Genomic DNA, 12,230 nt, shown 5'->3' with positions numbered 1-12,230 from the left:
AGATCTGAGATCGGGCCGGATGCCAATCGCCACATCCATCTCCTCTCGGAGAGGACGGAGGGGAAATCTTTCCTTGACATCCCCTCTCATAGGACGCATCGAACTATTCAGATCGGTCTAAGTCTTCGCCAAGTGGCCGTGTAACCGGCTGCTCATTTGTCGCGGACCAAGCGGGAGTGTGACAAGCCAAGATCAAGTTGCCGAGAAGCCGACTATTCGCTCAAGTGCATTACTGCAGCCTAATGGGGCGCTCTGTACGAAATCCCTGAATATTTTCTAACAGGGAAGGCGGGAAAGCCGATACGGAGAGAAATCTGAATCTAATTCTGGATAAGATAATCCAATACGATAGGTTGGGCTCTTCAAGAGACATGCTGAAAAGCGAGGGGAGAGAATGGAGAGATTCAAGATGTAACTATAGTCGACGGCACAGGCGTCACCGTCCTTGTCCCGCGGGGCTCGAGCAAACCCGAATAGCTCGCTTCATGAGGAGCAACCAACTTGGCTCGCAGAGCGGGCACCTGGAGGACAGACACATGACGCGCACTGAGCTTGAAATCAATCAGGAAGACATGTGGAGAAGATTGGCCTTCGAACAGCGCACTACACTGACACTCGCGATTGAGATGCTTTTGCGTTGCCATCTATCTCCCGAACAGATCCTGATCAAGACGGCGATGGCACTGGAAGGCTCACACCACGATTCGTGAGGTTCTGGGCTTAGAGGTCTGGGCGGCGGATGATTGGTATACGGAAGTGATCCGGATAAACGAATCAGCGGCGGTAAAGTGCTCTCCACCAAGACGCGGAAGGTGAAGAACCGAGTAGCCATCGTGCTCCGGCTTGGGGCCAAATTGCTCTCCCGTGCCAAGGACTACTTCGGCGCGTTTTTCCGCAGAATGCGAGCCAGGCTTGGCACTGCGCAGGCCATTACCGCAACCGCGCATAAGCTCGCACGCGTCTACTCGAGGAAGAATGAACGCTAAGAAAGTAGCAATCTCTCCATCACCCTGATCTCCCCGACACTTCAGGCGAGCGATCAGATTTCAGAATTGGCGCTGCTCTTGAGGAGCATGCAAAGAAGAAAAGAGGTATTTGTGAAAATTGGTTTTGTAGGTTATCCCGCCTCAGGACATCTCAATCCCATGACAGCGCTTGCACGCAGGCTACAGTCACGTGGACACGAAGTAATATTCATTGGTCTTCTGGACACTGAACCTTTCGCTCGGGCTGCCGGCTTGACCTTCGTTCCGTACTGCGAGGAAGAATTTCCGATGGGATCCCTGGCTGAAGCCTATGCACCTGTGGCGAAGCTACACGGATTTGAGGTAGTGCAAAATACATGCAAGATGGTATTCGCGCCTCTCACTCGAGCAGCCTTAAAGAATCTTCCGCAAAAGCTGGATGAGGCAGGCGTTGAGGCGCTGGTAATGGATCCCATCCACTTTTTCCTTGAACTAGTTCCCATGAGCAGGGGCATCCCGTTTATCCATGTTTCGTGCGCTCTACACTTTGATTTCTCAGGATCGACGCCGGCACCTCTCTTCAACTGGCGACACGAGACCACCTCGGAAGCGTTGACCAGGAACGTCAGTGGATTGCAGCAAATCGGAGAGGTACTGATGCCGGTATTGGCGGAAGCGGTGCCCTACGCAGAGAGGAACGGTCTCCACATCAATTGGCAGGAGCCTGGATCCACTATCTCCAAGCTGGCTGTCATTACGCAGGCTCCGAAGGAATTCGATTTCCCTGACATCCAATTGCCTGCCCACTTTCACTACGCTGGGCCCTTGCACGATGATGAAGGGCGCGAGGCTGTAGCTTTTGGATGGGAACAGTTGAATGGCAAGCCTCTGATCTACGCCTCATTAGGAACGCTGGTAAACGGCTTGGACCATGTGTACAGGGCGATACTTGAGGCCGCGACAGAGCTTCCAGAGGTTCAGCTTGTTCTTTCAGTGGGCCAGTCCATCAATCCCGATGAATTAAGGCCAATTCCATCCAATGCGATCATCGTCCGCACAGCCCCCCAACTCGAACTGTTGAAGGGTGCTGCGCTTTGTATCACCCACGCAGGGCTCAACACAACACTTGAAGCGTTGGCTCAGGGAGTACCAATGGTCGCCCTTCCAATCGGTTATGACCAGCCCGGCGTTGCTGCCAGAATCGAATATCACGGAGTAGGGGAATCTCTGGAAATTGAGACGCTCAACGGCGACCAGATGTTAGAAGCGATCCGAAAAGTGTTGGAGAATCCGAGCTACCGCGAACGAGCCCGTTACTTCAAAGAGGTGATCGCAAAGGGTCACGGGCTGGACGCAGCTGCTGATGTGATTGAGCAAACATTCCGAAAGATTACGAAGGAAGAATTGGACGGTGAACGTAGCGCGTTATCGCAAACCTGAGATCCTCCCCTTCCCCGTTCTACCCGCAGCAAAGAAGACCGCGCATACCAAAGATAGCTAAGCAGTCAGAAAGAGAGAGAACATGAAAAAGATTGGTGTTGGAATCATCGGTGCGAGCCCGCTTCATCCTGGATGGGCCGTAGCGGCACACATCCCCGCTTTGCGATCCTTGCCGCAATACGAGCTGCGAGCTGTAAGCACGAGCCGTAGGGACTCAGCAGACGCAGCCCGAGACGCCTTTCAAGTTGCTGCCTCAAAAAGATATTGGTGATGCGCAGGTCGGAGACCGTGTCTTGTTCAAGGCGCTGGTACTGCTCCTTGCTGAGGGAACCGTCGCCGGTCCACTGCGTCAGGAGTTTGCGGGCACGCAGGGTCTCTTCGTTCGATTCCGTGTAGATTCTCACTCCGGCCTCCCAAAGCGACGCGCGATCTGGACAAGCATCGCGATCATCGCGATTGCGGTGAACACGAAGTAGGCCAGGATAAAGGTGCTGTCCGAGGCGTTGCGGATGAGCATCCAGCTAACACCCACGTAGCCGTAGACGGCGGCGTAGGCGACGAAGGCAAACTGCCGGCGCTTCAGGCCCCAGACGAGGGACGCGGCACATGCGGCCAGCAAAGCGACAAGCCATAAGCCATAGCCGTGCGAATTGAAGACCCCGGAAAGGATTGCCCAGAATAGAACATTGGCAGTGACGTTCAGATACGTAGTAAAAAAATGCGACTTCAGTTTGAGGCGCTCAAGAATCGCTCCAACTGTACCGACCACCAAACAGTAAACCAAGGCATATAGCCGGTATGCCGCGTCCTGATGAGACGGCCAATGCGAGATAGTGAGCCCGAACCATCCGGCGAGTGAGGACAAAGCGAGAGACAGCACGAAGCGATTGTCGAAACGATAGGCAAGGAAGAAGAAGAGGAGGGCCGTGGCCAGGAGATAGAGATCCCATTGTCCGGAAAGGACGTGGAAACGGTTCTCCAGGTAAGCGAGTTCTACGCACCAGACGAGGCTGCCGAGGTAGAGGACATAGTCGAAGATCGGAGTCGGTGCAGCCGTCTCCGCAGCCGACCAGGCTGGCGCGCGGGAAAAGCAATACCAAAAAGAGGCCGTGAGGATGATGGAGAGAATGGTCAGGACGAGTACATCACCGAGTTGCTGCGACCAAGTGGAGATAGTCCAGCCAAGTCCGGCAACGAACGCCAACACACCTGCATAGAGGAGAAGGTTGAGCTCAAGCGAGAGGGAGAAGGGTTCTCCGCGAGAGAGGCTCGCTAAATGAGCCTGCTGCTCAGTCGATATTGCGCCTTGCTCCTTCCAGAGCTCCAAGCGAGCGAGGATAGTCATGGCGCTTTCATTCTCCGGACGTGGAGCAGCATGTCTGTGCTCAGCATTCGATTCCGATATTACATGTCGGCTCACGAGGGGCCCAGTAGTTACTCGAAAGTCCGTTTTCATGGAATTGTCTACGGTCAAACGCCTAGCATCGGCTAGTTGGGACGAATGCTGGTCAAACATGTATGTCAAAGCTGAAAGTGCTTGGCCAACGTTTAGGTGGCTTTATCATAATCAGGAGAACATAGAATCAATCTTTAGGCGCAGCGGTTGATCAACCTTTTACTCACCGTCGGAGTTTTCCTGTTCCTCGTCCTGACGTGGTTCACACCGGATCGCTTGAAAGCATTTGGGAAACGAAGACGCTCATTCGCTATCGGGCTTGTTGTTATCGGTCTCTGCAGCATCTTCGTCCCGCTTATCGTAGCTGACCCAGCTGTCCTTGGCAGAACACACTTGTCCCCATTTGATATCCTCTCGCAACTTCACGCAGGAACGCTCGGCTTCCGGGACGGCGTGGGACCTGCCTGGATGAATCCTGCTGTAGTCTATCTGACAGCGACGTATTTGCTTCTATCCGCTGCTCTGCTCGCTCTTTTGGTCTACCCCTCACCGAAGCTCGTAGTTGGATTGGCGGCATCCGTCTCACTGTTTCCTGAATTGAGGAATTGGAGTTCTCCATACGACGAACTCAGTGGCAGTTTGAAATCTCTGTTCTATGGCTCAGGAGCCGGACTTGTTGATCTCACTTCCTATGCGACACTTCTGCTCTTCGTCGTGATCGGTGTACTTGCTACGTCCTACCTTGAAACGTTGGACGACCCAGATTGACCGATTCGGTACTGAAAACGCTCTTGTATTTACCAACGAGACTGTAATTCCCTCATTATCGGCAAGTTCGATTGAAGTTGCCGATAATCCCGGTTTTTTCGTGCAGTACAACTGAGCTCTGTACCCGACCTGATCTCCAATCAGGCCGATGGGTTTATCCGTGTTGATCAGCAAAGCGGATGCGTTGCCGATGCGTAGCTGGGTAGCTGTCGCTTCCGTTGGCGCTAGGACTTCAACTCGTAGGTCATCGAGATGCTCCCCGATTTATATACGCGGTGAGTCAGCAAGGCGAGCTTAGTTGGGGCATAGGGAGGAGACATCAAAGGCGTGCCGTCGCCGAGCATCACTGGAACTGTCGTGATATTCACCGAGTCGACCTCGCCAAGGTCAAGCAGCTTTCGAAACAGTTCACCGCCGCCCATCAACCAAATGTCTTTCCCTTCCTGCTTCTTAAGAGCTTGTATCCATGGGTGGGTCAGCTCAGATACGATTGTCACGCCCGGATGATCTTTCGGTTCTAATTGCTTTGAGAAGACAAAGGTAGCTTTTCCAGCAAAGGCTGCTCGCCCCAACCTTCTAGTCGCGGCCTCATATGTCCGCCTCCCCATAAGCAGAGTGTCAAACTGCGACCAGATTGCAGAGAAATCGATCTCTGGATCAATCTGGATCCAATCCGATTCCCCGTTAGGACCGGCGATATAGCCGTCCAAACTGACAGCAACTCCGTACTGAATCTTTCGCATCTTCGCACCCCACAACAGAGTTAACGGCGAGAGTTGTCCATTCTAGCTGAGAGGTGGGAAGTGGCGGCTGGTCCACGTCCACTACTCCGAGGACCTCCAGCCCGTCCCTGAGCATCACCCTGCACTGCAACCGAGGTCTGCTTTTCTAGAGGCTGTTAATGACTTCAGTTGAGCAGTTTGAAGATTCTGCTGAGCATGAGGCACGCGAAGGCGAAGTAGTGAAAGGCGGCGAGTGTTTGGGAGAGGCGTTCGTAGTCTCTGGCCAGGCGGCGGAATCGTGCGGCCCAAGCGAAGCTTCTCTCGACGACCCATCGGCGCGGCAGCAGGACGAAGCCACGTTTGGCCTCCGTGTGCTTGACGACCTCCAGTTGAATGCCGTGCCGGGCGGCCGCGCTGTCAGTGGCTTCTCCGGTGTAGCCCTGGTCAACGTAGGCAAGTTCCACGTGGTCTCCGGTGATCTGCTGCACCGCTTCGGCGAGCTTCTCCACCTGGGCGCGGTCCTGCTCGTTGGCGGCGGTGACATGCAAGGCGAGCGATCTTTGACTCTTCAGTACAAAATGAAGAAACTGCTGAACCTGAAAACGCTGCTGAGATCGGTCAAGCTTTGTTTAGTGGGGTGCAGGCGTAATTGTTAGAGCTAGGCTGCTACTCGATGCTCATAATAGGGTGCAGAGCTGAATGCGCGCGGCGAGCTCACACCCCGCGGAAGGGTAGGCAACGATTCACCTCTTCATGGGCAACTTTTGGTTTGCCCGTGATCCAGGCAAATCCCGGGAGGCGCCGCCAATCGCCTGCAAAAAGATCACTTCCCCGTGGAGCCGATTTTTCATCCAGCGTTATCAGGTTTCCTGGGCGCGGCTCGGCAGATGGCTGGGCGAGAGGGCTCTCTTTCGCTATCTGAGCATTTGAGCCGAGCGATATAATCAACACCCATACCATGCCCTGACCCCAGGCCCTTGGTCCGTACGAGATCCTCACACCGGTCGGTGCTGGTGGAATGGCGGGCCAGACAATTCGTCTGCTGCTATCGGATGGGCGAAGATGGGCCAGCACAGACAGTCCGTGGAGAAGTTGTTCGGCGACGCCCTGGATATGGCGCCCGAGGCCAGGCGTGCGTTTCTCGATGCCGCGTGCCAGGATGAGCCGGAATTAAGGCACCTGGTCGAACAGCTATTGATGGAAGACGAGCGCGCCGGCAGCTTCCTCGAAAAGCCTCCTTTCGATTTTTCTACAAAGGTCGGAATCCACACCCATACCATGCTGCTGACCCCAGGCACCAGACTTGGCCCGTACGAGATCCTCGTAGCGGTCGGTGCTGGTGGAATGGGAGAGGTGTATCGCGCGCGGGACACGCGCCTCGGACGCGACGTCGCTGTCAAAATTCTTTCCACTCATCTTTCGTCCGATCCTGATCTGAAATGGCGCTTTGAGCGCGAAGCGCGAGCCGTCTGCAGCCTGAATCACCCGCACATCTGCGCGCTGTACGACATCGGTCAAGAGGATTCGGTGGAATTCCTGGTAATGGAGTATCTCGAGGGTGAAACCCTCGAAGCTCGTCTTTGCAAGGGAGCATTGCCAATCGAAGAAGTGTTTCGCATCGCCATCCAGATCGCTGGTGCTCTCGACGCCGCACACCGCAGGGGTATAGTCCACCGCGACCTGAAGCCGGGCAACGTCATGCTGACGCGCGGCGGGGCCAAGCTGCTCGATTTCGGGTTGGCCAAGATAGCCGGGCCGGTGGTGTCTTACGAGGCGGATACCCTCGGGACCACCGCCGCGTCGCCAATCACGGCTCAAGGGACGATCCTCGGCACCTTGCAATACATGTCTCCGGAGCAACTCGAAGGCAAGGAGAGTGACGCGCGCTCCGATATCTTCTCCTTTGGCGCGATGCTCTACGAAATGATCACTGGTCGCAAGTGTTTTGAGGGTTCGAGCCACGCGAGCCTGATTGCGGCAGTGATGTCCACCAACCCGCCGCCGGTCTCGGCGATACAGCCGTTGGCCTCGCCGGCGCTGGACCGCCTCGTCCGGAGGTGCCTCGCCAAGTCCCCGGACGACCGCTGGCAGAGCGCCGCTGACCTGCTCAGCGAACTCGAACGGATAACGGAAACCGGCTCGAGGGCAGGTATCCCCGCGCCCGTCGCAGCCCTAATAATCGTATGCGTCGTATCAGCAATTGGAATCGCCGCGCTCATTCGATCTGCGTCTCTTCGATCCGCCCTTCAGCCTAAGCCATCTTCGGGCGAGCCGAACATGATGTCTTCGGATCTGAGTTCTTCGGTTCTCACGAGTGCGCCCGGACACGCGAACTCCCCATCGTTTTCGCCGGATGGGCGTCAGATCGCGTTCGTTTGGAATGGTGTGGAGCGCACACACTACGACATCTATGTGCAGTTGGTGGGAGGTGACACGCCGCTACAACTCACACACCACAAGCGGGGCGACGGTGTTCCCGGCCCGCCGCAGTGGTCGCCGGATGGTCGGGAGATTGCCTTTGCCCGCTGCAATAGCGACCGCGATGGGGTCTACACGGTCCCCGCACTCGGGGGCCCCGAGCGTCGACTGACGAACTCGCCCTGCCGGGACGGGGTCGCGGGCCGGCCTATCTGGACTCCGGACAGCAAAGCCATGGTGATGCTCGACCAGTGCGCCCCAGGTGGTCCGCGCGCGGTTGTGCTCTTCTCCTTCGCAACCGGTGAGAAGCGCTGTCTCGCGACCGGATCTCACGGAGACTTTGCTGCCGACGATGCGCTCTCCCCGGACGGACGAACCGTGGCATTTTTTCGTTACACCGACGCAGGCTATAGCGAGCTCTATGCCGTGCCTCTTACCGGTGGCCCACCGAAGCTTGTTTCACACGGTACAAACTTCTGGAACCCGATGTGGACACCCGATGGCAAATACATCGTCCTCTACTGGTTGCGAGGAAACATGCTGCGTCCCTGGAGGGTGCCGGTAGCAGGCGGCCCGTTCGAACCTGAGATGGTCTACCCGGGCGTGGGTTCGATCTCCCAGGACGGGCGCAAGCTTGTCTATGAGGAGAATCAGGCGGGGGGGTCTTCCAGTCACTTTGCTCCCGCGGCAATCTGGCGAGCGGATCTTTCGAAAGCAGGCGGCCCAGTACTTCGTACCAAGAAGCTCATCTATTCACAGTTCATGGAAGACGCTGCCCAACCCTCCCCGGACGGGACGCGTCTTGCGCTGCAATCAGCACGTTCCGGCACAAACCAGATTTGGCTCAACAGCTCTGAGGGCGATCACCCGGTGCAACTGACGACCATCGGCCGGTTCTCGGGCACTCCGCGCTGGTCGCCCGATGGACGATGGATCGCCTTCGATGCCCGCGTAGAGGATAACGTTCATATCTACTCCCATGTCTACGTCGTTGATGCAGAGGGCAGGAACCTTCATGCGATCACGCATGGTGACTCCGACAACTACGTGCCAAGTTGGTCCCGCGACGGCAGGTCCATCTACTTCACCTCCCCGCGTGCGGGAGGCAGGCAGATCTGGAAGCACTCTCTTGAGGACGGGTCAGAGAGACGGCTGACTGAACATGGCGGCTTTGATCCTCTCGAGTCCTACGACGGGCGAACGATCTACTACAGCAAGTTTGACGAACCTGGGATATGGAGCATGCCCGCAAGCGGAGGGAGCGAGTCGCCTGTGGTGACCGGCAAGCCGCAAGTAGGCTACTGGGGAAACTGGTCCTTGACTGAGAGCGGACTCTACCTGCTCGACGCCGATGCCGAACCACGTCCTACCATCGAGTTCTATAGTTTCGCCACCCGGCGGATTACGCCAGTCCTGTCACTTGAAAACAGCCCCAGCGAGGGGCAGCCCAGCTTAAGCGCGTCGCGAGACGGGCGCACCATCTTCTACACTCAGTGCGATCCCCAGAGCGTTATCAAGATGGTAGAGAACTTCCGCCAGGAATAGCCGACAGCGCTACATGTCGTCCGATTACCTAATTGCAAGTCACTCCATCTTCTGGTCGAACGAGGTGGATGTGCTGCGCGAAATGAATGCATTTCTGGCGAAGCTGCCATATCGACCACTACCGAATGAGTGACGACGAACGCTTTGGAATTCGCTGAGCCGCTCACTCCCAGTTGGTCGGCAAACCGCACCTTACTCCCCCTGAGCTCGAACCGGACATCGTCCTAACCCAACGGCAGAGAGTCGTTAACTGAGCGCGGCTAGCTCCTTTTGAATCGTATCCATACTGCGGTCTGACATCGTCTCGACACCTTTATGCGTGAGATTGGGCTGAATCCACGCACAGGGGGAGGGAAGCGCGGCGACGCTGCCCGCCTGGACGTCCAGATGGAGCGGCTGTTTCGCGCAACCGTCACCTTCGAGGACGCCAGGGAGAACCACAAAGCCTATGTCGATATGCAGGTCACCAGCCAGGGCGTCCTTGGGTTGGCGGAAGCGGGAAAGAGCGAGGCCGGGTTTCATTGCCGGCGTCGCGGTCCTGATGGAGCAAAGCGGGAAAAGCGGTCAAGGGGAAAAACCGAAGAGGTTTATACCCTTGCGCCCGTTTAAACGGGCGGCTGTTGCCTCGCTCTCACGGTTGTATCTGCGATCACAGAGAGAGCACCCGTCTAATGTGCCGTTGCGAAACCGGGTGTATACGTGGAGTTTCTTGCATCCGTCACAAAACCACGGCTCACCCTTGAAGCCTCCGCGATTACCCCGTCTGTAGCCGTGTTTGCGGTTCCCGCCCATGCTTCCTCCTTTGCCGGGGGAGTGTCCCCCGGCCTCAGTCCTCGGCAATTTACTGGCCGCTCGTGACGGCTAGTAGAACGGTGCGGACGCTTGTTCCTGCGCTGCTGAAGGTGTCTGCGGGAAGTTCTTCCCACGATCCGCCTAGAGACTCCACGATGGGCCTTAGCTTGTCCTGCTGGCGTGGACCGTTGGCGGATAGAGCTACGAGACGGCTTCCGGGCTTCAGCATCTTGAGGGCGTGGGTGATGTGTCTGATATCGTCTGCATTCGCAAACGGTGGATTCATAAGTATTCGGTCGAACGTGCCGAGATTGCCGTTGCACTCCAGAAAGTCCGCTTGGTGTGTGTCGTCCACGCAACCAACGGCGCGGAGCCGGTGAGCCAAGTTGCAATTCAGCTCTACGGCGGCGATCGCGTAGCCGTGAGCGTTGCGGCGAATCGCATCTATGATCCTGCCCGTACCTGCTGACGGCTCCAAGACCTGTTGCCATGGCTGAATGTCTGCCAGCGCAACCATCCGGTCTGCCAGCTCGGGCGGTGTGGGGAAGAGTTGCGGAATCGCTACGACTGTAACGCCTGTCGTGGCGGTCTTCTTCAGCTCGTGCAGCTCTTCATGCGAGGGAATGCGCTCGTCGCGCTGGCGCGGCGTGTGGAACATTGGGAGCGGGTTTTGCCTTCAGGTCTAGGGTCATCGTTTGGAGCGTGTCGGCGGCGGTGGGCTCCGTCGGGGTCAACGGTGCTTTCGTCGGCGGGTCGATCTGCTTGCGTCGGTGAGATAGACGGAAACAGTTTTCCAATTACCGCCCCATGTGGAGCGGGTGCGATGGGCGCGAAGGGCTGTTTGTTCTTTGCGTCAAGCTTCTTCCACTCGTAGAAGCCGGAGGCCTGGGAACCAGGCACCGGCGTTTTTTGAAGGGCTCGCGGTAGGTGCGCGAGGTGGTGATGGTCTCGGCGCGGGCGTTGATGGTGGAGAAGCCCTTGAAGGCCTTCAGGTCGATTGCGAAGAATGGCACCAGGCCCCAGCGCATCGAGACCAACTCGCGCTCGCCGGTGTCTCGGCTGGAGCGGATGATGGGCTGCATGCTGGTGGGTGCGACGTTGTAGTCCCACGGCGGCAGGACGAAGACATCGACCTTGGTGGCGTGGAATGCCTCGGCGATCTTCTGCTTGTCGGACTTTCGGTAGTAGCGGCCGCACAAGGTCCAACAAAACGTCGGTGCACTACTCGGTGGAGGCATTGGCCGGTAGACCTCATAGCCTAGCTAATGCTCAGGTGCTCTGCTCAAAGCCGGCGTTTCTAGGTCTCATTGCTTGAGCTTGTGGTATTGCTCCTCGGTGAGATTGGCGTAGCTGTTACCGCGCGCCCAGGCGCGCATGGCGTGCTCGAAGTCGGCCATGTCTTCGACGTTGCATCGGGAGACGAAGGTGCGAAGGCCCTCCTCAGTGGCGAAGTGGAAATAGCGGCGGCCGATCGTAGTTCGGCAGTCAGCCTCGATGAAATGGACAACCCAATCCTTGTAGTGCTGAAAGTTCATCAGGACGCGGGGCATAAATCAGTCCTCGCGATCCGGCTCTCGGCGAGGCGGCTTACGCACAAACGGACGAAAGCGACGGCTGGCCTTCTGCTCCTCGACCAGGCCGTCGACCCAACCGAGAAAGACTTCGCTGGGACGATAGCGGCGCAGCTCGCCGCACAGCGGACAGGCGACGACGGTGTTGCGGCTGTACGGAAACTGCTCTACGGCATCGACATCGCTCCCGCAATTGCACGAATGAGTCTGAACCCCAAAGAGCAATAGCACCTCCAGCAATGGAGATGCTATGCTTTCACTATCATTTGTAAGTTATTGACTCTACGTCTGATAATGCGAATTATGTACAGTGAACATGTACGCGCAAAGTAGAAATGTCCGGTTTCTGCAAAGTTGAAATGTCCAAACTACCCTTCCGAAAGTGAGCTTCGGGAGGAAGAGATTGGGCTTAGTAACGATGAGCGGACGTGAACTGCAACGCATAGAGGTTCTTTCTGAGGTTTTGGCACGGCGGCGCACGGAGATTTCGGCCGCGGCGATTCTGGGACTCAGTACCAGGCAGACACGGCGGCTGCTGACGGCGTATCGCGACGGGGGTGGAGGTGCGCTGATCCACAAGGCTCGTGGTCGCACATCGAACAACCACCTTATC

At 56.8% G+C, this 12,230-nt stretch carries 13 protein-coding genes and 2 pseudogenes; 7 read left to right on the top strand and 8 right to left on the bottom strand.

Annotation, left to right across the window (positions count from 1 at the left end; genetic code table 11):
• Window positions 1-536 precede the first annotated feature (536 nt).
• The 3 genes from Q363_RS26810 to Q363_RS26800 all read left to right on the top strand — a co-directional run bounded on the left by Q363_RS26810 (window position 537) and on the right by Q363_RS26800 (window position 2,405).
• A complete protein-coding gene (locus tag Q363_RS26810; RefSeq protein WP_245632495.1) occupies window positions 537-710 on the top strand; it encodes a hypothetical protein in 174 nt (57 codons plus the stop codon).
• A 33-nt stretch (window positions 711-743) separates the two neighbouring features.
• Complete coding sequence (locus tag Q363_RS26805; protein WP_157467631.1) at window positions 744-986, top strand: hypothetical protein; 243 nt, start codon at window positions 744-746, stop codon at window positions 984-986.
• A 111-nt stretch (window positions 987-1,097) separates the two neighbouring features.
• On the top strand, window positions 1,098-2,405 hold the full coding sequence (locus Q363_RS26800) for a glycosyltransferase (protein WP_035356881.1): 1,308 nt from the start codon (window positions 1,098-1,100) through the stop codon (window positions 2,403-2,405).
• A 104-nt stretch (window positions 2,406-2,509) separates the two neighbouring features.
• On the opposite strand, the gene Q363_RS41285 is transcribed toward Q363_RS26800, so the two are convergent.
• Window positions 2,510-2,809 carry a hypothetical protein gene (locus tag Q363_RS41285; protein WP_035356864.1) on the bottom strand — a complete coding sequence of 100 codons (300 nt, stop codon included), beginning with the start codon at window positions 2,807-2,809 and terminating at the stop codon, window positions 2,510-2,512.
• Window positions 2,806-3,750 carry a DUF2157 domain-containing protein gene (locus Q363_RS26790; protein ID WP_035356862.1) on the bottom strand — a complete coding sequence of 315 codons (945 nt, stop codon included), beginning with the start codon at window positions 3,748-3,750 and terminating at the stop codon, window positions 2,806-2,808. Before Q363_RS26790 ends, Q363_RS41285 begins: the two co-directional genes overlap by 4 nt.
• Window positions 3,751-4,008: 258 nt before the next feature.
• Here Q363_RS26790 and Q363_RS26785 point away from each other — a divergent pair, with 258 nt between their 5' ends.
• Window positions 4,009-4,569, top strand: coding sequence for a hypothetical protein (locus Q363_RS26785; protein WP_035356860.1), 561 nt, complete (start codon window positions 4,009-4,011; stop codon window positions 4,567-4,569).
• A 224-nt stretch (window positions 4,570-4,793) separates the two neighbouring features.
• On the opposite strand, the gene Q363_RS26780 is transcribed toward Q363_RS26785, so the two are convergent.
• Both Q363_RS26780 and Q363_RS26775 read right to left on the bottom strand, forming a co-directional pair.
• The gene (locus tag Q363_RS26780; protein ID WP_035356879.1) at window positions 4,794-5,312 is read right to left on the bottom strand and encodes a dihydrofolate reductase family protein; all 519 of its coding nucleotides are present in this window, start codon (window positions 5,310-5,312) and stop codon (window positions 4,794-4,796) included.
• Between the two features lie 164 nt (window positions 5,313-5,476).
• Window positions 5,477-5,890, bottom strand: a pseudogene (locus Q363_RS26775) (transposase); the annotation flags it as partial.
• Window positions 5,891-6,353: 463 nt separating this feature from the next.
• Between Q363_RS26775 and Q363_RS36925 the strand changes: the two are divergent.
• On the top strand, window positions 6,354-9,254 hold the full coding sequence (locus tag Q363_RS36925; protein WP_051979386.1) for a protein kinase domain-containing protein: 2,901 nt from the start codon (window positions 6,354-6,356) through the stop codon (window positions 9,252-9,254).
• Between the two features lie 315 nt (window positions 9,255-9,569).
• A complete protein-coding gene (locus Q363_RS43175) occupies window positions 9,570-9,863 on the top strand; it encodes a hypothetical protein (protein WP_211256366.1) in 294 nt (97 codons plus the stop codon).
• Window positions 9,864-10,095: 232 nt separating this feature from the next.
• Here the strand turns inward: Q363_RS43175 and Q363_RS26760 are convergent, their stop codons facing one another.
• From Q363_RS26760 to Q363_RS26745, 4 genes are all read right to left on the bottom strand, one after another.
• Window positions 10,096-10,704, bottom strand: a complete 609-nt coding sequence (locus Q363_RS26760; RefSeq protein ID WP_051979385.1) for a DNA methyltransferase family protein — start codon at window positions 10,702-10,704, stop codon at window positions 10,096-10,098.
• Between the two features lie 139 nt (window positions 10,705-10,843).
• A complete protein-coding gene (locus Q363_RS26755; protein ID WP_245632494.1) occupies window positions 10,844-11,284 on the bottom strand; it encodes an SOS response-associated peptidase family protein in 441 nt (146 codons plus the stop codon).
• Between the two features lie 66 nt (window positions 11,285-11,350).
• Complete coding sequence (locus Q363_RS26750) at window positions 11,351-11,596, bottom strand: hypothetical protein (RefSeq protein WP_035356856.1); 246 nt, start codon at window positions 11,594-11,596, stop codon at window positions 11,351-11,353.
• A gap of 3 nt (window positions 11,597-11,599) precedes the next feature.
• Complete coding sequence (locus Q363_RS26745) at window positions 11,600-11,842, bottom strand: hypothetical protein (RefSeq protein ID WP_035356854.1); 243 nt, start codon at window positions 11,840-11,842, stop codon at window positions 11,600-11,602.
• Window positions 11,843-12,020: 178 nt separating this feature from the next.
• Between Q363_RS26745 and Q363_RS43170 the strand changes: the two are divergent.
• A pseudogene (locus Q363_RS43170) lies at window positions 12,021-12,230 on the top strand (ISNCY-like element ISCARN62 family transposase); the annotation flags it as partial.

This window comes from Edaphobacter aggregans DSM 19364, assembly GCF_000745965.1.
GTDB classification, from domain to species: domain Bacteria; phylum Acidobacteriota; class Terriglobia; order Terriglobales; family Acidobacteriaceae; genus Edaphobacter; species Edaphobacter aggregans.
This window is presented reverse-complemented; position numbering and strand designations above follow the sequence as displayed.